Origin of the sequence: Gracilinema caldarium, assembly GCF_029265695.1 — a bacterium.
GTDB classification, from domain to species: domain Bacteria; phylum Spirochaetota; class Spirochaetia; order Treponematales; family Breznakiellaceae; genus Gracilinema; species Gracilinema caldarium_A.
Window position 1 is genome coordinate 1 of record NZ_JAJUHW010000045.1, and the last position, 21,119, is coordinate 21,119.

Sequence of the window (21,119 nt, forward strand, 5' to 3'; positions counted from 1 at the left end):
ACCGACAACCCGGTTCAAGTAGTTAGATACGATGGACCCGACAATACCGGCAGTGATATTTTCACGGCTCGCTCCCTGCTGGACCGCTTTGCGGATATCCGAATTGATAAAGGCCGAACAGTGCTCGCCGAACTTGAGCGGTGCATCGGCCATAAGGGCGATGGGGGCAATATCTTTGGCACTGTGAATGGATAGGTCACCTGCGGCGGACTCTTCCAGAAAGGACCCTGTACCGGCAGAACAGGCTTCGTTCATGGCATAGTCAATGGGGACACCGTTTTTAAGGAGCACATATTTTGCATCCTGGCCGCCGATTTCAAAAATCGTTTCAACCGTGGGGTCAAAGTAGGTAGTACCCACCGAGTGGGCTATAATTTCGTTGTAAACCCCGGGAGTTTCAAGGAAAACACCAAGGATTTCCCGGGATGAGCCAGTGGTGGATACAAGACGGATATCAACGTTTTTATCCCCCGTGTCGGCAATCACCTTATCCTGAATAATTTTAAGGCATTCCTTAAGCGCCTTAACGGGGTCTCCATGGGTGCGGCCATAGTGGCTTGCCACGATTTCATCGGTTTCAGCATCCACAAGACAGGCTTTGGTGGTGGTGGAACCACCGTCGACCCCCAGGATATATCGGCGGCCCGCCTGCACTTTGCCCTCGCTCTTTTCAAAGAACTTAACCTTGTCCTGCCAATTATTCAGATTTCCCAGGGTGCCAAAACGGATCGTATTGGATTTAAGGAGCTTATCCGCTGCGGGAAGGGGCGATCCCTGCTGTTCTGCTAAGACGGCCGCACCAAAGGCCTCGAACACCGGGGCAACATTGGGAATAATAAACTCAATCTGGGGAGCCTTCTCCTTTATGAACCGGATAATATGCCGGTTCAGGGTAACGCCGCCCACGAGGACTACCTTTCCAGACTGGATTTTAGCCCGTTTCAGGAAGTCAATGACCTTTACGGCCATTACATCCGAAAGAGAAAGAACAATATCATCCTTGGTGGCTTCCCGTTTATTAAGCCGGTGGGTACAGTCGCTTTTCATGAAGACGGAACAGCGGGACGAGAGACTGAGCACCTTTGCCGTATCGGGGACCTTGTCAATGTCCTGGAGTGTCATGTTCATACGGCCCAGCTGCTGTTTAAGGAATTCCCCCGTACCAGAAGCGCATTTGCTGCCGGAGAAATTGTTGATGATCTTGCCGTTTTCGTCCATCCTGTAGACCACCAGGTCTTCGCCGCCCATACTGACCACCGCATTGGGCTTTAAGTCCAGGGCTTTCAGTGCTGCTTCCACACAGAGGGGCTCCAGGGTTCCTGCCACGTCGAACATGAAGCGACCCTCGTTTCCGGTTACCAGAGTGGGGATTCCCTCATCAATATGGCCTTCAGAAAGGAGCTTGCGAACCACCGCATTAAAGTCGCCCTCATGGGGAAGAGATGCGGTCCAAAGGGGGATATTGTTTTCGGCAAGCACCATTTTAAGACTTGTCGAACCGATGTTGATTCCGAGTGAGCGCATAGTAGAACCTCGTTAGGAACGATTAACCAGTCTATTTCCAGCTAACGGGGCTGAAGAAACCAAGACTGGCTGGCGGTCCTGAAACCTTTTTTTGATGATTTAACTGCGGTCTGTCTCAAAGGGTCGCCAAATATGATACTGTATAGTAACAAAGCGCACTATTTGTGGCAATAGAGCCATTTTTAAAAAGTTATGGAAATGCTTGTTCCTGTCTCCGAATTAATTTCCATATGCCCCTTAATTTGCTGGACCAGGGTTTCGATAAGGGTAAAACCGAGGGATGTTTTAGCCCGTTCCTGCCAGTTCTCAGGAAGTCCCGGCCCATCATCGGAAATCAGCAAACGCCGGCCGCCGGTCGGAAGCCGTTTAAGGCTAATAGTAAGAAAGCCCCCGTTTCTGCCCTTATAGGCATACTTAAAGGCATTGGTAACCGCTTCGTTGAATATGAGCCCCAAGGGGGTGGCCATATCAAGGCTTACCTCAATTGGATCAATATCCATGGTAATGTTCACCTGTAAACGGGTCTCGTAATAGGCCGATGAAAGTTCATCTAAAAGATGCTCCAGGTACTCTTTCATCTCTATTGATGAAAGCCGGTCCGAGCGATACAAGAGTTCATGGACCTGAGCCATGGTCCGGATTCGCTGCTGGGTTTCTTCCAGCAAAACCTGATCATGTTCGCTCGTAAGCGATGCAGCCTGGAGCTGAATAAGGCTCGAGACAACCTGCAAGTTATTTTTTACCCGGTGGTGAATCTCCTTAAGGAGGGTTTCCTTTTCCCGGAGCGACAATGCCAGGGCTTCCTGCATCCGGTGCTGTTCGGTGATATCCCGAACTATAAAAAGGACCAGGTCCTGTTCGCCCGCAAGGCGGACAATGCGGGCTTCGAAATGCCTGAGTCCCTCAATAACATTGAGATCATACTCAATAACAACAACCGACTGAGATTGCAGTGCCTTGGATATGGCATCCAGAAATTGGGAAACTAATACCGGAGACATACCAACATCAGCGATAGTTCTGCCCAGAAGATCCCGTTCTTCGCCAATCAGAATAGCCGGGTTCGATGTTTTAATATCAATATAACGGCCGTCTCTATCAAGAATGAGGAAAAGGTCCGGGAGGGCATTGATAAAGGCCTGATTTTTCCGCTCGCTTCTAATAAGAGCCCGGTTTTTTTGAATGAGTTCGGCGGTTCGCTGGGCTACTTTTATCCGTAATGCTATAGTAAAAAGTATAAGAAGCAGAATAAGCCCCAGCCCTATACTGCCCACCATCAGAATTGGCAGCCAATTGATGGGGCGGCCTATTTCCTGGCCAAGCCAGCGTTTTTCTATATTTTTATACTCTTCATCGGGGATTGCCTCAAAGCCCTTTTTAAGCACCATATACAGGTCCCGTCCATCGGGCAAGGCAGAACGGCTTTTGCGCACCGCCCGGTGAAACTGGCCAGCATACAGGGTAAAACCCTTTTTAAACTGCATCTCCAGATTGTATTTATATAAAAAATAGTTTGCCGGAGGTTCGTCGATGCAAAAAATTCGTACATCCTTTGCCTGTGCGGCTCGGATAATAGCTTCGTAACTGGGAAAATATAAAAAATCAGTAATTCCCTTAGATTGCAGTACATCTATCGCCGCGTCTCCTTCCTTTACGGCGATCCGGAAGCCTGTCAGATCCTGTACACTTCCAATACCCGAAATACTTTTATGGAAATAAACCGATACAGGAATGTCTGCATAGGGCTCTAGAAAGTCAAATATACGTTCCCGGTCTGGGGTCTTAAAGATGGAATCGATGACATCGGCCCTGCCAGCACGGATTTCTTCCTGAGCCTTACTCCAATCCATAGCATCAAAACGGACCTTAATACCGGTAACGCGGGACCAGGCTTTCCACTGGTCTGGAATCATCCCCTGAACTTCTCCCGCATTATTACGGAACACATAGGGGGGATAGTTGTCGTCGCATACGACTCTGATAGTAACTTCCTCGGCAGCAAGGGGCCATAGGGCTACAAACAAAAAGATACAAATACTCCAAACAGTCCGCCGGTCCATCATACCTATAATGGTACACCAGCCTTACCATAAATGCAAAAAAGATGAACAAATGCCTGCAATATACACAAGACTCTGTATTACAAAGATTTTTGAAATACTTTGCATATTGGGTCCCTTGGTATCATGGGAATAGCCCCGCTTATGCATTTTAAAATATTCCCGAATCACCACAATTGCCGCAGCAACAGACAACCAGCCGGTCAGAACCGGCAGGATTTTCCACCAAGCCAGTAAGCCAAGGCTGATAAGGCCTGCAAGCCCCTCGGCATAGACCAATATTTCCGCCCCTACAGGGCCTAGTACTATAGCCAGGGTTTTACGGCCCGCTTCGGCGTCTCCCTTTATATCACAGGCATTGTTGACCGAAAGAATAGCCGCAATTGCCAAAGTTTGGGGCAGAGCAACCACCGCAGCCTGCCAAATAACATGACCGGTAAGAATATAGTAGTTGATAATAAAAAAAACGAAGCCCAGAAATCCGCCTGCAAAGAGTTCGCCTAGGGGGGTTGAGGAAATTGGCCTACTCCCGCCGGAATAAAAAAAGCCTACCAAAAGCGAGAGGGCTCCCAATAGTAGCACCAGGGGGCCAGTCTGGAAAATAATGACTAGACCAATCAACATGGCGAAAAGATAACAGAGCACACTGACAAGCAAGGCGCTCCCCGGAGACACACCTTCGTGAACCAGGACTTTCGCGTCTTCCCGGTTAAACCGCTTGTCATCCACATTACGGTACCAGTCAAAGTAGCTATTAAAGCCGGTAGTGCCCATATCTACTGCCAGGGCTGCAATAAAAACCAGGGCCGCTAAAAGAGGGGACACGGAACCAGTACTATAAATGCTATACAGAAGGCTAATTATAAAGGTGGATATGCTGACAATCTTAGTTCTCAGTTCCACAATACCGGAAAACTGTTTAAAAGTCATGGAAAGGATTTTAAAAAAAAATAAAGAGCTTGGAAATAGGGTAAAATTGTCATTTCTGTATTAAAATTAAAAGGGGGCCTGTCAATGAAACACAATAAGTCCCGAATAAAGCCCATATCTATCCAAAAAGCCCAGTACTATATTGTGCTTTTAGCTTTGCTCCCCGCTCTTTTTATTATTGGGCTTTCGGAAGGAAAGCGGGCCCGGCAATTTGAAGATATTGTCGCCAAGGAGGCACTCAACCAAGCGAGCAGCGTTGCGGCTCTGCAGTTCAGCATTACCGAATCAACCCGGCAAATATTGGCCACATTGGCAAATCTTCCTGAATTTAAACGGCTCGATGCACAACTAATGACACCTATCATTAAAAACATGCATGCGGCAAACGAAGCTTACCTCAATTTTACAGTTACCGACAACCAGGGGATTGTGGTAGCCTCTTCCCGGCTTTCGCCCGGTACATCCGTTAAAGGACGGTCCCATATAGAAGCGGTTTTTAAGACCCAGGAATTCTCCCCCGGCTCTTATATTGTAGGTCTCGTGGAAAACACCCCTTCATTCTCCTATGCATATCCCATTATATCCGATAAAGGAGAGCTTAAGGGTGCAATAACTGCAACCTACAAACTCAGTTCCTATGAATCCTATATGAACAGCATAGAAAAACAAAACAACACTGTACTGGGAATGGTGGACCGCTATGGAACGCGGCTATACTTTTTCCCACCACTGGAGACAAACCCGATAGGAAAACCTATCAAATATGAAATTTGGAACCGAATGCAGCAGGGAGCAGACCAGGGAGTATTTTTGGATGTCGGATCCGATGGTTTTAAGCGCTACTACGGTTATAAAAAGCTCCGCGTTTCAGAGAACAAAGAACCCTATATGTTTGTTGTATACGGCATACCCTATTCGGTCGTTACCGATAGGGTGCTACCGATTCTTTACCAGGAATTGGGGCTCATCATCCTTGTCATGATTTTAGCGTTCGGTATAACCCGGCTTTTGTATGGGCCGCTCTTTGGGAATCGGCTCCGGCAACTTGTGTATCTGACAGAACAGATTCAAGCTGGCAGCACTGAAACTACAGAACTTGATCCAGACTCCACACCGGATCTGGGTCAAATACAGAATGCTATATTTCAATTAATGAAGGGGCTCGAAGTGCAAAAAAACGCCCGTTTAGCCTATGAAAAGGAGTTAAATGAGGCACTGCAGGGTAAAAATATGCTCATAAAGGAAATCCACCATCGGGTTAAAAATGATTTCCAGCTTATTCTGAGCATGGTGAGGCTCCAGAGCGAGAACAGCAAAAATATAGAAGAATTCCGCAGTGCCATGGAAGGCCGCATCGCATCCATGTTACTGGTGCATCAGATGTTATATGAAACTGAAAACCAAGAATACATTAACCTCGGGATCTATGGTCAGAAAATAATGGAGTTAGTTATCAGTCTTAAAGACGTATTAAAACCCATTAATATAGATATACAAACCGATGAAATTCATGCCCCCCTGGATAAGACTATTACATTCGGGCTCCTGCTCAATGAATTGGTGACAAACAGCCTGAAACATGGCATTCCAAAGGACAAAGATCCCTGTTTTACCCTGATTTTAAAAAAACAGGACCAATTTGTGTCCTTACATTACAAGGATAACGGCCCCGGATTGCCGGACAATTTTTCTATCACCACATCAAAGGGGCTGGGTATGCAGCTGGCTATTGCCCTTTCAGAACAACTAGGGGGTAATCTTCGCTGGGACAATTGCGGCGGAGCCTGTTTTTATGTGGTGTTTCCCCTGGGAGCCAAGGGCTGAAACCACGCTTGTATTAACTGATAATTCCTGACATCATCTGTTTTATGGAAAATAAACAGCCTACTCCATGGAGACTGTTCGCCCTGTTTTCATGGATAAACACTATCACCCTTGGCGGAGGCTATGTGATCGTACCGGTCATCGGAAACAGCCTAGAAAAACGAGGATGGATGAAAGAAGAAGAATACTATGATATTTTTGCCCAAGCCCAGGCGTACCCTGGGCCTTTAGCCCTTTCGACTTCCATTTTAGTGGGAATTAAACTTTGCAGCTTTTGGGGTGCGGTTGCAGCATTTTTTGGAGTAATTCTACCGCCCTTTCTTGTCATTATTCTGGTTAGTTCTCTCCTCACAACCTACGGCTCACTGCCGATAGTTAAACGGTTCCTGGATGGCGCCGGAGCTGTTGTGCCGGGAATTGTGGCGGCCATGGTCTGGAAAAACGGAAATCGGCTTATACAAGACAGTGCCGGCAGAGCCCGGCTTGCACGGCTCATTGAACTGGCGGTCCTTACGATGCTCCTTGTTCTCTTCCCGCGGTATAGCCTGCCGATACTCCTTGGAGGCCTTGCGGTCCTGTATATTATGGAGGGCCTATGGAAACCATCCAAGTAGTTTGGACCTTTTTTAAAATAGGTATTATTGCCTTTGGAGGCGGCTGGTCAACCGTAGGCATCATTAAAAATGCGGTCGTCCCTCATTGGGTTGATGAAGAAAGCTTTCGTTCTCTGATTGCTATTGCCCAGTCCACTCCGGGGCCTATTGCGCTTAATGCGGCAACCATGGTCGGCTGGTATCATGGGGGACTGCTGACGGCTTTACTGGCAACCTTGTCGGTGGTTACATTTCCAATCTGCATGATTGCCTTCACGGTCTTTATGGCAAACCGAGTGCAAGTGAATCAAAAGCACCTTAATACGGCACTGCGCACGGGAAGCTTGGCTATGATGCTCATGACACTGTGGGTGCTGCGACCCGCTTCGGCAGATCCCCTGCTCCTCTTTTTTGCTATCGCAACCTTTTATATAGGCGCTTTTACCAAAATCAACAGTCTTTGGGCTATTCTAGGGGCTGGCTTTATTAACGCCCTCTTTGGTCCAGTTATTAGATCCCTTTGGCAAGGATAAAAAAAAGGCCAGTTAAAAGCAAGAACTTTTAACTGGCCTTATAACTACTTATAACTATTTCCGAATGCTGTAGAAAGCGTTGCGGCCTGCGTATTCGGAGACACCTTCGAGCATGTCTTCGATCCGCATGAGCTGGTTGTATTTGCAAATCCGGTCGGTGCGGCTCATGGAACCGGTCTTAATCTGGCCGGTTTCCAGGGCAACTACCAGGTCAGCAATAAAGCTGTCCTCGGTTTCGCCAGACCGGTGGGACACAACAGCGGTATACCCTGCCCGCTTGGCCATTTCAACCGTCTCATAGGTTTCAGTTACAGTACCGATCTGATTAACCTTGATCAGAATGGAGTTACAGGCTCCCATCTTAATGCCCTTTTCAAGGTACTTCTTGTTGGTAACAAAGAGGTCATCGCCAACAATCTGGACCTTTTTGCCCAGAGCCTGGGTTATCTTTACATATCCATCCCAGTCGTTCTGATCGAGGGGATCTTCCAAGGAAATAATCGGATATTTATTAATCCATTTAGTGTAGATTTCAATCATTTCATCGCTGGTAAAGAGCTTATCAGGATTGGATTTCCAGAACTTATAGCCCTTTTTGCCGCCCTCTTCAAAAAGTTCGCTTGCTGCAGCATCCAAGGCAATGGCAATCTGCTCGCCGGGCTTGTAACCGGCCTTTTCAATAGCCTTCATAATAAAGTCGAGGGCTTCTTCGTTAGCAATATCGGGAGCAAAGCCCCCTTCATCGCCCACAGCGGTGTTTTTTCCAGCGTCTTTCAGAAGCTTTTTCAGGGTATGGAACACTTCAGCGGTCCAGCGTACCGCTTCCCGGATAGATTGGGCTCCGACGGGCATGACCATGAATTCCTGGAAGTCCACCTTGTTATCCGCATGTTTGCCGCCGTTGATAATATTAGCCATGGGAACCGGCAAAAGATTTGCATGGAAGGACCCAAGATAGCGGTACAGCGGGATATCCAGATAATTCGCAGCAGCCCGAGCAACAGCCATGGACACGCCAAGAATAGCGTTGGCACCTAGCTTGCTCTTATTCTCGGTTCCATCCAGTTCTATCATGGTCCGGTCAATATCGACCTGCTCAAGGGCATCCAGACCCTGTATTTCAGCAGCAATAATGTTGTTTACATTTTCTACGGCCTTCTGCACACCCTTGCCCTGGTAGCGGGACTTATCTCCGTCCCTGAGTTCTACCGCTTCGTTCTCGCCGGTGGAAGCGCCGGAGGGAACTGCCGCACGGCCCAGGGTACCATCTTCCAGAACCACATCCACTTCTACAGTGGGGTTACCGCGGGAATCCAGAATTTCCCGGGCTTCGACATATTCAATGATGCTCATGTCAGACTCCTTCAACATTAGTTTATTTAATTGTCTAAAAAGAAGGCCCTTCTGTCAACTGTCATTAAACTTGACGTCTGCTTGAGCCGGACATAGAATGGTGTCATGCAGTTTGATCTCGACGAAGCCCTCCTGGACCAAATTCTATTCGCAATGGAAGACCAGGAAGGAGAGTTTTTATTGGACACCCAGGAAGGGGTTGTATCGAGCTTCGAAGAAATCGCCGAAGATGGCGCAGATCCAGACGATGAGGACCGTTTTCTTCCCCTGCCTGTATGGACCAGCAATGATGGTTTTAGATTGATGGAAAAATTTACCGCCAAGTTGCGGAATCCATTGGTTAAAAATGAGCTTGCAAACGCGCTGGACCGAGGCCGCGGAGTATTCCGGGCATTTAAGGACGTACTTGCTAACCATCCTCCGGTTGAACGTCTCTGGTACGCCTTTAAGGAACGGGAAATGAAACGGGCAATACTCGATTGGTACAATGCCCTCAGGGAGGAATGGGGACTTGAGAGAATTGGCGAAGAACCGGAAGAAACGGAGGATCTCGTCCTGGAAGACTTCCGGTTCAGATCCGGAACCATAGAAGATGCAGAAGAGGCTCGCAAACTGCATGAAGAATGCATAGCAGAATTACAGGCAAATTTCGAACGGGATTCAGGAACGCCAATGCCAGAAGCATTGCTTGAGGGGCTCTATAAAACCTGGCAATTCCCTTCTGATATAAACATCGTGGCTGAAACAAGCCGGGGAGATTTTGCAGGCTACATGGCAGCTCATCAATATGACGACCTTATCCGTGTTGAAGCTCTGGAAATACATACCGAATACCGAGGGTTGGGTTTGGGAGAATCGCTTCTTGCGCGGTTATTGGAACACCTCAGCCAGGGTAAAAAAGAAGCCCGTTATACACAGATTATCTTACCAGCCCTCTACGAGGGTTTTTCCCGGGTTCTGCTTCGTTCTGGTTTTCATATGTATGAAAGCCGTTATGTATGCAGAATTGGGGAAGCTCTTGAGTAAAACAGGACAATATGCCACACTACAAAACAAAATAAAACAGGGAGAGAAATAACGTATGCCTCCTTTTATCAACGAAGAAGATGTTAAGGCATTTCTTGCTACCGTGTTGGACACCGTTAAGCAGGAGGGAAATCCTGAGATTCTGGCCCAGTATCGGTCGTTGTTTCGGAAACAGGTACCCTTTTTTATGCGGTCCTGGGTGGCTGCGTACCTGATTCAGCAAGCCACGGAACGTACCGGCAAGGGGAACCGCGCCTATAACAGGAACCGAAAACCCCTTTCTGATACCCACAGAAATTATAAAAATGGAAACCCTGCGGAAGGGGAACAAAAAAAGCAGAATATATTAGAAGAAGAATCGGCGCGGATTTTTATCAGTATCGGACGAAATCGCCGGGTCTTCCCCCGGGAAATTCTGTCCCTCATATTATCTGAAACGGATGTGAAAAAAGAAGATATCGGCCTTATCCGCATTTTGGACAATTATTCCTTTGTTCAAGTACGAAAAGAGTGCGCCGATACCATCATAGAAGCCTTGAACGGAAAAGTATTCCGTGGCAGGACCCTGACGGTCAATCATGCCCGGAGTAAAAATGATGAAAACGCTCCGCTGGACACCGTCGAAGATGCCGAAGTACCGCAGGAAGCTGAAGACGATACGCTGCCGTATTCGGAAGAGAGCTATGATGAATCATATGACGAATCAGAGGAATAACCACTGAAGAACAAAGAGCACAACAAAAATATTGCACAATATACCAAAGCCCGCAGCTGAAATGGCATAGATTTCCAGCATTCGGCTCCGGCGTTTGTAAATTTTTATGTGATTCTCGTCAAAGCCGGCTTTTTTTATTTCCCAAGCAAATATAGGCAAATCTTCATAGCCGGCTATGACAGAATGCTCACTGCTTAAGATATACTCTAAGAGATCCCTATAAACACGATACAGTCTCCCCCGACGCCACCAGCGCCGGTAAAAGGATGTAAGCAGGACCCCCGGCGGCAAAAGCGGCATAAGGGGGATAAAAACCCCGGTAAGCGCAGCCAAAACGGTCATACGCAGGGCTGGCCGGCCGCTGTAAAACGCAGCGATTAAAAGTTCAGAAACCACTCCCAGTACAAGGCTGTAGGGTGTAAGGCTATTCCAGTACTCATTGGGCTGGCGGGCTGCGGCAATGACCCGGTACGCCAGATGCTGTTCATTGCCTTCAAAGAGGATTACAACCAGGGGCTGTTCCTTGGTACTGCAAAAGACATTCCTGCCGTCTTTATTACAGTAAGATCCGCCGATGAAAACCTTTGTACCCTCCAATACCAAAGGAAAATGTTTCCAGGAGAGCCGCTGGAGGCTGCCGTCTTCGCTCCCTTCGGGGGGAGCTAAAAAGATGGAGGCCCGGGTCATAGAAACCGCGACCGTAAGATTTTCGCTTCTTACCCAGAGCAAACCATCATCACTAACAGATTCTATAGAACCAATAAAACGATATTGGGTTGGGTTTTCATTTTTTAAGCGGGATAGCTGGTAGTTCAGCAAAGGAAGTTGCTGCAAAGCTATGAAGCGGGACCTTAAGTGCCGCCAAAAACTGCGGACATGAAAGGCTCCAATCGCAGGGACAGCAAGATACCAGAACAGCGCAGTTCCTAAAATGACTAGAAAATCCTGCAGTCTCAGGGTACTATTCCTCCATGCAGCAGTACAAGGTTCATTCTCTTACGGTCGGCCCCATCGCCACCAATTGCTATATCATTGAAACAGAAGAACGAATCGGCATCATCATCGATCCAGGATATGATGCTCAGGCGATTATAGCACGAATGGAAGATCTCAAGATAGTTCCCCGGTATATTCTCTGTACCCACGGTCATTTTGATCATATTCTTGCCATTCCGGACATACGAGACCACTACGATAAAAAACAAATACCGGTGGAAATAGTCATTCATAGCATGGATAAAGATTATATAGGAAAGAACGCCCTTATCCGGCACCAGCGGGATCTTGCTGGAGTCGGAGGTCTTGCATTCTTAGAACGCTTTCCACGACAGTTTCCCGAAGCTTCCAGGATTGTGGAAGAAGGAGATCGCATCGGCCCCTTCACCGTTCTTCATCTCCCGGGACATACCCCTGGTTCGGCGGCATATTTTGATGAACACAGGGGGATTATCTTTACCGGTGACACCCTCTTTTCAGGCGGCGTAGGCAGGACAGACCTGCCCGGCGGAGACGAGATAGCCCTCCAGGCCAGCCTAAGACGGCTCTATGGGCTGCCAGGTTCAACCAGAGTTTACAGCGGCCATGGCAGCGAAACCCGGATAGAACGGGAGCGGCCCCGGCACCACTAAGAGGGCATGTGGCTTAATGACTCGGTAATGCTGTACGAATAATCTCCCAGTTTTTCGATACGCCGCACCAGGTCAATAAAGAGCAGTTCCGTCCGTACATCGGCGCCGCTTTCGATATTCTTTCTGGCGAGCTTTTTCAGCTTGCTGCGGAACTGATCAATTTTATCTTCCAGAGCCTTAGCATGTTCCAGGTCCTCTTCAGAAAGGTTTTTGCCAAGATGTTCCTTCACAAAGGCTAAAAAGTCCCTGACCAAGAGAATATAGGGCTCCAAAGCATCCAGCTCTTTCCGATCAAATTCCATTTTTTTATGGTAACTCCGTTGCAGCGTCAGGCTCAGGCTAAAGCAGTCATCGGTCATGTCTTCCAAATCGGCTACAATACGTAGCAGCTGGGTAACCCGCTGTTCTGAACGGGGGCTCAGCTGGGCACGGGTACATTCTATCAAGAATCGGCTAATCTGCTCCCGCATCTGGTCCGCATAGTCTTCTTTTTCTTTAAGTTGCTCCACCACCTCATCTACTTTGCCAGAATGCTTTGCTTTAAGGGCTTCTTGGAACTGTTCAAACATCCCCTGGACAAGGCAGGCAAGGTCCTGGATCTCTTTCTCAGCCCGGGGAATCTGCAACTCCGGTGTTTCCTGAATGGATGCGGCGGTATAGGGCAGCCGGTAGACAGCTTGCACTTCGCTCGGATCCTCCTTAACAAGCATTGTTACCAGCTTCTCAAAGGGTTTCATAAAGGGCAGGAACAAAATAGTGTTGATGGAATTAAAAAGGGTATGAAGCATGGCCAGGTGAGTCGTTATCGCTGCCCCTGCGGGGTCTCCCGGTGTTACCCAATCTACCAGTTTTAAGAATGGTTCAAAGACAGCTAAGGCTACGACAGAACCAATAACATTAAAAAGGACATGGACTAAAGCGGCCCGTTTTGCCACCGCCTTGGTACCAATAGAAGCAAGGAGGGCATCGATGGTTGTACCAATATTGGCGCCCAGAATCATGGCCGCAGCCATGGGAAAATTGATCATACCATTAAAGGCCATGGTAATGAATATGGCCGTTGAAGCACTGGAAGAGTGGACTATCAGGGTAACCCCAAGCCCAACGGCAGCCCCGATCATTTCAGACATAAAACCAAGATTCGAGACCGACGCAATAAAAGCAATCACCTCGTGGTCTATTTTGGGGAGGGACTTGGTCAGAAAATCGAGTCCCAAAAAGAGGATACCAAATCCGAGTATGGCCTCTCCCTGGTCTTTGAATCCCCATTTTATGGCCATGTAAAGCACAAAGCCTATACCGATGGCAGGCAGGGCCAGGGCGCTCACATTCATCTTAAAGCCGATAAGGGAAACAATCCAGGCGGTAACGGTAGTACCGATATTGGCGCCCATAATGACGCCTATAGCCTGGAAGAGGGAGAGCAGCCCTGCATTGACAAAGGAGACCACCATAACCGTTGTGGCCGACGAAGACTGGATAATTGCAGTAATAGCAAAACCCGTTAGTACCGCGGCAAAACGGTTGCCGGTCATAAAATTAAGTATCCGCTGCAGCCGGTCACCGGCGGTTTTCTGGATGCCCTCACTCATGATCTTCATACCAAAAAGGAAAAGACCAAGACTTCCCAGCACCCGGAGCAAAACATCAATATAAACCATGATAACCGGATACTAACAGATTTCTAACAAAAAAGAAACAGCAGCCCGCAGTGTCCAGGCTGCTGATTTTCATTCACTCCTGGCTTGGAGACTCCGATGGAGAGCCCGATTCGAGGGGAATGCCTTCCGCATCGGTACCAAACTGCTGGTGCTCCTGATCCTGCATTGCCCCTGAGTCTTGGCTAGCCTGCTCAAGTTTTACTGTAAAGGGTTCAATAAAGGGCTCGATACCCGCTACCAATTTTGGCACCGAAAGCAATACCATATCCTGACCAAAGGGAACGCGGAATTCCCGCTCTATAACCTTTTCATCATCAAAGAGCTCAATTTTAATGCGGTGCCGCTGGCCCTTTACCAAAGCCTTATCGCGGTCTCCGGGATAGTATTCAGCGGATTCAAGGTTATCTATTTGGACCGACATGCCGTTAATGGCTTCGTAGGACCCATCGGCGGCATCTTTATTATCTATTAATATCGTATGCCGTTTGCCGGTGACCAGCATAAGGACGAGAAGCAGCACATAGACAAAAACAAGGGCGGAGCGGATAAGCGTTTTCTTCATTTCCGGCCTCCCTTGTTTTCCGCTGTGGCAGATGCGGTAGTACCTGGAGCCGCGGATTGCCGGAGGCTGGACCGCTGCTCTTCAATAGCTCGCCGGGATTTCCATGCATAAAGGACCAAAGACAGGGCAATGACCCCATAGCCGATAAACTGCCTAAAATATTCGCCGATCATAGCGGAACCAAAGAGCTTTTGACCCGCCAGGGGAGAGACAATAAACATGGCATGGAGCAGAATGACCCCAATAAATACGTTCGGGATATTTGCATGGGTTACCGAAGCACCTCCCACGAGGAGTGCCGCTACGGCAAAAAAGCCCGTCTGGTCATGGGCATTGTAGGTCGCCAGATTTCCCATGTTCTGGAGAAAAATAATCTGCCCCCCGCAGGCCAGCACCGTAGAAATAATAATGGCGATAATTCGCGTTTTTTCTACATCAATACCAGCCGCACCGGCCACAGCCATATCCTGGCCCACGGCCCGCATATCCTGCCCCAGCTTCGTTTTCCTGAACCAGATTATAAAGAGACAGAGGAGAAATATAACAATAAAGGTCACGAGGGGTATTGCAAAAGGACCTATGCGGAGCATGACGATGGTGTCCAAAGACTGCCTTACCGACTCTAGGTTCAGCGTATTCCGGATCCCGTAACCCCGGGATAGGACGATGGCCGGGTTCCGCATGGGAATGAGGGACCCCATCAGGTAGAGTACAAAGAACTGGTAAATCCCGTTAATAAAAAATGCGAGGATATAGCCCGTTACCATTTCCCGGCCCTTCGCCCGGTTCATGACCGAACCGGTAACCCAGCCGAGGAGCACCGCAATCGGAAGTCCCACAAGAAGGGCAAACACAAGGCCCTGCCAGCCCGCTACCCCCCAGTCAACGGCAAACACAAGACCGATTTGGCCCGCCATGGCACCCAAGGTCATAGCAAAATTGAGCCCCATACCGGCATAAATCGGCAAAAGAAGGGCAATGACCAGGAAGGAGTTCCTACCGAGCCGTGTAATCACTTCCTGGATAATATAGGTCACCGACAGTCCCGAAGGCACAATGGATGCCAACGTCAGGACTACAAAAATGATGACCACCGCGTATTCTGAAAGGAACTTACTTATATTCTTTTGAGCGCTCATTTGGACACCTTTGTTTTGCGGGTAAGGGCATAGAGTATCATGCCGTTGGATACGATCATACGGATAACCTCTGACATGTCGGTCTGCAAAATTGAATTGATGACCGAAGGCGTCATGGTGAGAAGCCCTTGGAAAAGGAAGGTTCCCACAATCACATTGATGATCGTTGCCTTGTTAATGCTCGCCCCTCCGATCAGTATGGCGGCCACTGCGGGGAACACCATTGGGTTCGGAGCGGTATACAGCTGGATAAACCCAAAACTCTGCTGATATACGATAATACCCACCGCACCCAGGAAGGTCGAAATGATGACCGATATAAGCCGCATCCGGTCCGCGCTAATGCCGGAAGCCCGGGCAAAGTCAGGATTGGATCCCACGGCTGTCATGGCAGTACCGGTTTTGGTCTTCAGGAACATCCACATAAGGAACGAGCAGAGGGCGACAAAAAGGAGCAGCCCCGTAGGGAATACAAAAAACTCGCCAACTTTAATAGCTAAAAAGTTATTAAGGATTTTTAACCAGTACCCTTCTACGGTGATGGTAGTCCTCAATCCCTTGCCTGCATAGCCCCAGACCATGGTCGGATTGTTGTAGGGCAGTACGAGCCACATGATGCACATGAACATGACAAAAGAAAAACCCACATACATTGCTATGGTCATCTCTTCGCCCTTAACCTTGTTAAGGAGCTTGCCGTAGAGATAACCGAACACAATAGCAAAGGGAGCGGCCAGCGCAATTGCCCCAAAGAAACCTAAAAAGCCATGCAGTTCAAGCTGCAATGACAAGGTGGAACCCAAGAGGCCCGCCACAATACCGAGGGCAAGGCCAAAATTGAGCCCCGCCCCGGACTGAATCATGGGAACCAAGGCCAGCACCAAAATGGCATATTGGCCGAAACGGTTCAGCACATCCGAAATAGACGCATCGAGCCGTACACCGACCGCCGGAGCCATAACAAACAGGGAAAGCAGAAAGAAAAAAATGATGATTCGGGGCCAGCCGAAGTCTTGAATAAAAGTCTTAAGGTTACGCACGGGGGGCCTCCTCCCGGAGATTTTGCTCCGCCGGGGCAGTATCGGTTCGGCCCGCCATGAGGAGGCCGAATTCTGACGAGTCCGTATGGGCGGGCAGTATCCCCGCAATACGGCCCTCGTCTACTATGGCTATCCGGTCGCAGATAGAGCGAAGTTCTTCCAATTCGCTTGAAACCATAACAATGGTAGTGCCGTAATCCCGGTTATAGCGCCTGAGGGTATCCAGCACGAGCTTTTTAGCCCCGATATCAATACCCCGGGTCGGTTCAGACACAAAAAGCACCTGAGGTTTTAGGGCAAAGGCTTTGGCAAGGCAGATTTTCTGCTGGTTACCCCCGGAAAGTTCCCGGGCCTTCTGCCGGTGGTTCGTGCATTTAATATCTAACAGTTTGATGTACTCCTGACTGAGCTCAGCCATGGCCTTTTCATCCCGCAGCCTGATAAGCCCTCCGAGCAGGGGCTTTAAGTATTGGCCATGGACCTGCATGGCGGTAAAAGCGATGTTCCAGTCAAGGCTCTCATCCAAAAGAAGCCCCACACCGCGGCGGTCTTCGGAAACAAAGGCCATGCCGGCCTTAAGGGCTCCAGCGGGATTGTTAAGCTCTAAGGATTGGCCCTGCAGGCGCACCGAGCCGCCTGAAGGATAGAGCCCCATAATACCGTTAGGAATACCTAATTTCCCCTGACCCGCAAGGCCCCCGATTCCGAAAATCTCTCCCTTTAAGACTTCAAAGGAAACATCCCGCACGGTTTCGCCGGGCATATCCACCCAGAGATGCTCCACCGAAAGAATGCTTTCCCCAAGCGCACGAGAGGCCTCATGATGTTCCGTTTCCCCGCTTACCGCACGGCCCACCATCCAGGATGCAATATCCCGAATCTGGAGCCCCGCCGTCGGAGTATCCTTGACCACATGGCCGTCCCGAAGCACCACCACCCGGTCCGCCAGGTCCAACACTTCCTGGAGCCGGTGGGAAATAAAGATGATGGCCACCCCTTCGGATGCAAGCCGCTTGAGAGAAGCCAAAAGCACCTGGGCTTCGCTTTCGGTAAGCACCGCCGTAGGTTCATCGAGCACCAGGATGCGAGAATGGTCCCGGCTTATTTCACGGGCTATTTCGGTAAATTGTTTGTGGCCCACCGGCATTTCAGAAACGAGCATATCCAAATCCAGGCTTACCCCCAGTTTGGAGACCGCCGAAGCGGACCGCTGGCGCATTAAGGTCCGGTCAAGGATACTCATCCGCTGGCCAAACACATCGTTCAACAGGCTTGGCCGCATGGATTCCCGGTTCAGCACAATGTTTTCGGTGGTCGTAAAGCCCGGTATCAGGCTGAATTCCTGGTGTACCATACCGATACCCGCATCAAGGGCGTCAAAGGGGCTGGAAAAGGAGACCGGCTTTCCATCAATCTCGATAGAACCGGAAAATCCACCCGTTTCCGCGATGATCGGCATACCAAAGAGGATCCGCATCAGGGTGGTTTTGCCGGCACCATTTTCTCCGACAAGACCAAGAATTTCCCCCTCATGCAGTTCAAAGCTTACATCCTGCAAAACAACGTTTCCGTAAAATTCCTTGGATACGTTTTTTACAGACAAAAGAGGACCCGTCTGTCCCATGATAGTTCCTGTTTACATAGATTATATCCCTGAAAATCGGGGACAAAACAGTATACAATATCCCTAAAAAATAGGCAAAGGAAATAAGCCAATTTTATATTTTGCACTTTTTAGCCCCTTACCTTATAGTTAAACTGTCATGAACAGTACCTATGCGGTCCTCATTGTAGATGATTCAACGACCAACCGAAGCTACCTCCATTACATTCTTGATGAGGAGGGTTACGAAGTTTGGGAGGCCCCCAGCGGCGAAGCGTGTCTGGAACGGGTACGGCAGAAACAGCCGCGGATCATACTCCTGGACGTGGTCATGACCGGGATTGATGGCTTTGAAACGCTTAAACGACTTAAAGCTGATCCACAATTGGCATGGGTACCGGTCATAATGCTCACCAGCACCGATGACCAGGCTTCTAAAATTAAGGCCTTTGAACTCGGCGCGGTGGACTATATCGTAAAATCCGCCAATCCAGCGGAAATTAAGGCCCGCATCCGGGTGCATATCCGGTTGAGCCTGGCTAACCAGGAACTGCTCCAAAGCAAAATAGAAAGCATGGGGCAGATTCAGGCAGCCCAGCGGGCTCTCTTACTCCAACCATCGGATCTGCCAGAAGCCCGCTTTTCTGTTTTTTACCAGTCCTTCCATGAGGCTGGCGGCGATTTTTACGAAGTTGAACAGTTAGCCGAGGATATTTTCATCTATATAATCATAGATGTGGCAGGCCACGATGTAAAAACGAGCTATATAACCCCGGCGGTCAAAGTTCTTATTAAACAGTATTCGAATCCGACCTATACAATGGAAGAAGCCTTTGGATATATGGGGGATATACTTTCCCAAACGGTGTGCCAGGATACCTATCTGACAGCCGCGGCGCTCAAGATAAACCGCCGTTCCCTAAAGGCTACCTATCTCACCGCAGGGCATCCGCCAATTCTGTACATCCCTTCCCAGGGGACTGTTCAATTACTTCAAACGAAAAATCCGCCAGTAGCTATGATGGAGGGCCTACAGTATCACACGGAAACCATTGATATTTCGAGCGGCGACCGCTTTGTACTTTGTACCGATGGACTCTTGGAAATGCAAGATTCTGTATCGGGCAAAACAAAGGCATGGGTAGATTCGGTGAAAGACCTTGCAGCGGCAGGAGCGGAACTAAAAACCGAGCCCCTCGGAAGCTTTCCCCAAAGACTCGTACAGCATTTTGCAGAACTGGGTTGCTCAAATGACGATATAGCTGTGCTGGTTACTGAGGTATAAAAAAGCCGTTTTTCCGGCCCTGTGGAACGGAAAAACGGCAGATCACAAAGATAGCTCTTTCAAAACTCCCAGAGTTTTGAAAGAGCCTCACATTACTGCTTTTTCATCTGAATGTTGTAATACTTTTCAGGAACCTTCTCCGCGGTGGTTGGCAGGAAGCCCTTGCCGAAGATATAGGTATCCATATAGATGAGCACCTGGTTCTTGGCCCGGACTCCGGTTCCCATATCAACATAGTAGGCACCGTTCCACTTTGCACCAGGGGTAAATTTACCGAGAGCTGCAAAGACATCCTTAAGGCTGTCTTTCTTTGCCTTGCCTTCGATAACGTTTTTGGCAAATTCACCAAGACCGGCGGTCAGGGTGTAGCCGTAGGAGAATGCCCAGGTTCCGAAGCGGCCCTTGCCGCCCTTAGCGATGACCGCATCTTCCACTTTCTTAAGAATGGCGGGGAAGTTGCCCGCTTCCTTGGAAAGGTCCAGTCCCAATGCTCCCGGATACCCCATGAGCGGAGAAGGAAGATCAGCTTCTACAAAGATGCCTCCATAGGCCAGCATTTGCTTGAGCAGCGGTTCGGTCTCACCATCATTGGTGCAGAAGAAGGCCGCGTCCTTGCCGTATTTTTCGATCCACTGGGGGACCTTTTCCAGCATGAACTGCTGCGCGCCGGGCATACCGATATCGCCGGTCGGGTCCGGAGCGGTTTCAAAGTAGAATTTAATGCCCAGGTCCTTGCAGGCCTCTTCCATGATTGCCCGGCGGCGGCCTAGGGACTCATAGCTCATGTGGCGGGCAAAAGAGATATGCACAAAGGATTTGGCTCCCAGTTGTTTTGCAGCCCAGGGAATCAGGTAACCCCGGGACACAAAGTCAGCAGAAAGGGCCAGGTCCGCGGCACTCTGGATTACAAGGGGATCCTCGTGGGGTTCGCCGGCAAGGAGGAGAATGTCAGGCCGTTTTGCCCGTACCCGCTTAAAGGCTTCGGTGGTACCGGGGATCGCCTGGTTAACGATGATAGCCTTCATGAGGGGATCATCTGCCAAAGCAACGACAGAAGAAATGTAGGTTTCCTGCTGGGACATGAAGTCATCAGGATAGGTAATGTGCTGGATCATACCGCCGCTTTTTACCGATCCATAGTCTTTGATAAGCCGTTCGGCGCCCCGCAGGTCGTCTTCGGACTGTGAAACCGTACCGGTGACCACACCGATATGGAACTTGGCCTTGGCCTGGGCAGAAAGACTTGTGCCGGCCAGGATGAAGATCATCGCCGTCAAAAGGACGGTGAACTTCGAAAGCTTTTTCATAAAACCTCCTCGGCTGAATAACATATAGAGCCTTTTCTATTCTACAGCGGTTTTAGTGCCAGTCAAGAGAGAAAAACGGTTTGTGTGGTTGTTTAACAGACATGGTACCCCCTGGACATCAGGCAGCCCATAGAGCAAGTTCAGCTTTATACTGAACCAGTAAGTTGTCAAGAATGACCGGCGGAAATATTATTACCTCTGCCGGTAGTTCTGGGTATGTCTCTCGTACCAGGTTTAACGGTGTATTCCCTTTGTAGCGATTATACCGGCCGCAATTAAACCACTTTTGGTAGTGGGCTGCCTTTTCCAAGAACTCTTGCTCAGAAGCAAACGTCT

At 49.1% G+C, this 21,119-nt stretch carries 18 protein-coding genes and 1 pseudogene; 7 read left to right on the forward strand and 12 right to left on the reverse strand.

Annotation, left to right across the window (positions count from 1 at the left end; genetic code table 11):
• From Q7P68_RS11910 to Q7P68_RS11920, 3 genes are all read right to left on the reverse strand, one after another.
• On the reverse strand, positions 1–1,524 hold a 1,524-nt coding region (locus Q7P68_RS11910; RefSeq protein ID WP_304225976.1), incomplete at its 3' end, for a BadF/BadG/BcrA/BcrD ATPase family protein.
• 182 nt (positions 1,525–1,706) lie between these two features.
• A complete protein-coding gene (locus Q7P68_RS11915) occupies positions 1,707–3,587 on the reverse strand; it encodes a histidine kinase dimerization/phosphoacceptor domain -containing protein (protein ID WP_304225978.1) in 1,881 nt (626 codons plus the stop codon).
• Between the two features lie 21 nt (positions 3,588–3,608).
• Positions 3,609–4,514 carry a prenyltransferase gene (locus Q7P68_RS11920; RefSeq protein ID WP_304225979.1) on the reverse strand — a complete coding sequence of 302 codons (906 nt, stop codon included), beginning with the start codon at positions 4,512–4,514 and terminating at the stop codon, positions 3,609–3,611.
• An 84-nt stretch (positions 4,515–4,598) separates the two neighbouring features.
• On the opposite strand from Q7P68_RS11920, the gene Q7P68_RS11925 reads away from it, so the two are divergent.
• The 3 genes from Q7P68_RS11925 to Q7P68_RS11935 are packed head-to-tail and all read left to right on the forward strand — an operon-like array spanning position 4,599 to position 7,464.
• Positions 4,599–6,338: a histidine kinase dimerization/phosphoacceptor domain -containing protein gene (locus tag Q7P68_RS11925; protein ID WP_304225981.1), complete on the forward strand. Its 1,740-nt coding sequence runs from the start codon at positions 4,599–4,601 to the stop codon at positions 6,336–6,338.
• A 44-nt stretch (positions 6,339–6,382) separates the two neighbouring features.
• A complete protein-coding gene (locus Q7P68_RS11930; protein ID WP_304225983.1) occupies positions 6,383–6,952 on the forward strand; it encodes a chromate transporter in 570 nt (189 codons plus the stop codon).
• Positions 6,934–7,464: a chromate transporter gene (locus tag Q7P68_RS11935; protein WP_304225985.1), complete on the forward strand. Its 531-nt coding sequence runs from the start codon at positions 6,934–6,936 to the stop codon at positions 7,462–7,464. Before Q7P68_RS11930 ends, Q7P68_RS11935 begins: the two co-directional genes overlap by 19 nt.
• Before the next feature lie 54 nt (positions 7,465–7,518).
• Here the strand turns inward: Q7P68_RS11935 and eno are convergent, their stop codons facing one another.
• On the reverse strand, positions 7,519–8,817 hold the full coding sequence (eno, locus tag Q7P68_RS11940) for a phosphopyruvate hydratase (RefSeq protein ID WP_304225987.1): 1,299 nt from the start codon (positions 8,815–8,817) through the stop codon (positions 7,519–7,521).
• 105 nt (positions 8,818–8,922) lie between these two features.
• Between eno and Q7P68_RS11945 the strand changes: the two genes are divergently transcribed.
• Both Q7P68_RS11945 and Q7P68_RS11950 read left to right on the forward strand, forming a co-directional pair.
• Positions 8,923–9,843 carry a UPF0158 family protein gene (locus Q7P68_RS11945; protein ID WP_304225989.1) on the forward strand — a complete coding sequence of 307 codons (921 nt, stop codon included), beginning with the start codon at positions 8,923–8,925 and terminating at the stop codon, positions 9,841–9,843.
• 55 nt (positions 9,844–9,898) lie between these two features.
• Positions 9,899–10,558: a DbpA RNA binding domain-containing protein gene (locus tag Q7P68_RS11950; protein WP_304225991.1), complete on the forward strand. Its 660-nt coding sequence runs from the start codon at positions 9,899–9,901 to the stop codon at positions 10,556–10,558.
• On the opposite strand, the gene Q7P68_RS11955 is transcribed toward Q7P68_RS11950, so the two are convergent.
• Positions 10,547–11,377 (reverse strand): hypothetical protein, encoded by an 831-nt coding sequence (locus Q7P68_RS11955; protein ID WP_304225993.1) that lies wholly within the window; start codon positions 11,375–11,377, stop codon positions 10,547–10,549. The two genes, Q7P68_RS11950 and Q7P68_RS11955, sit on opposite strands and share 12 nt — an antisense overlap.
• Positions 11,378–11,529: 152 nt before the next feature.
• On the opposite strand from Q7P68_RS11955, the gene Q7P68_RS11960 reads away from it, so the two are divergent.
• Positions 11,530–12,186 carry an MBL fold metallo-hydrolase gene (locus Q7P68_RS11960; RefSeq protein WP_304225995.1) on the forward strand — a complete coding sequence of 219 codons (657 nt, stop codon included), beginning with the start codon at positions 11,530–11,532 and terminating at the stop codon, positions 12,184–12,186.
• Here Q7P68_RS11960 and Q7P68_RS11965 read toward each other — a convergent pair.
• The 5 genes from Q7P68_RS11965 to Q7P68_RS11985 all read right to left on the reverse strand — a co-directional run bounded on the left by Q7P68_RS11965 (position 12,183) and on the right by Q7P68_RS11985 (position 18,212).
• Positions 12,183–13,847: a Na/Pi cotransporter family protein gene (locus Q7P68_RS11965; protein WP_304225997.1), complete on the reverse strand. Its 1,665-nt coding sequence runs from the start codon at positions 13,845–13,847 to the stop codon at positions 12,183–12,185. The two genes, Q7P68_RS11960 and Q7P68_RS11965, sit on opposite strands and share 4 nt — an antisense overlap.
• A gap of 73 nt (positions 13,848–13,920) precedes the next feature.
• Positions 13,921–14,409, reverse strand: a complete 489-nt coding sequence (locus tag Q7P68_RS11970; protein ID WP_304225999.1) for a DUF6672 family protein — start codon at positions 14,407–14,409, stop codon at positions 13,921–13,923.
• Positions 14,406–15,548: an ABC transporter permease gene (locus Q7P68_RS11975; protein WP_304226000.1), complete on the reverse strand. Its 1,143-nt coding sequence runs from the start codon at positions 15,546–15,548 to the stop codon at positions 14,406–14,408. The genes Q7P68_RS11970 and Q7P68_RS11975 overlap by 4 nt, the downstream gene beginning before the upstream one ends.
• Positions 15,545–16,588 (reverse strand): ABC transporter permease subunit, encoded by a 1,044-nt coding sequence (locus Q7P68_RS11980; protein WP_304226002.1) that lies wholly within the window; start codon positions 16,586–16,588, stop codon positions 15,545–15,547. The genes Q7P68_RS11975 and Q7P68_RS11980 overlap by 4 nt, the downstream gene beginning before the upstream one ends.
• On the reverse strand, positions 16,581–18,212 hold the full coding sequence (locus Q7P68_RS11985) for a sugar ABC transporter ATP-binding protein (protein ID WP_304226004.1): 1,632 nt from the start codon (positions 18,210–18,212) through the stop codon (positions 16,581–16,583). The genes Q7P68_RS11980 and Q7P68_RS11985 overlap by 8 nt, the downstream gene beginning before the upstream one ends.
• A gap of 139 nt (positions 18,213–18,351) precedes the next feature.
• Between Q7P68_RS11985 and Q7P68_RS11990 the strand changes: the two genes are divergently transcribed.
• On the forward strand, positions 18,352–19,476 hold the full coding sequence (locus tag Q7P68_RS11990) for a fused response regulator/phosphatase (RefSeq protein ID WP_304226006.1): 1,125 nt from the start codon (positions 18,352–18,354) through the stop codon (positions 19,474–19,476).
• Between the two features lie 92 nt (positions 19,477–19,568).
• Here the strand turns inward: Q7P68_RS11990 and Q7P68_RS11995 are convergent, their stop codons facing one another.
• Entirely contained in the window at positions 19,569–20,783 is a 1,215-nt protein-coding gene (locus Q7P68_RS11995) for a DUF3798 domain-containing protein (RefSeq protein ID WP_486187675.1), read from the reverse strand.
• Between the two features lie 118 nt (positions 20,784–20,901).
• Positions 20,902–21,119 (reverse strand): annotated as a pseudogene (locus Q7P68_RS12000) (hypothetical protein); the annotation flags it as partial.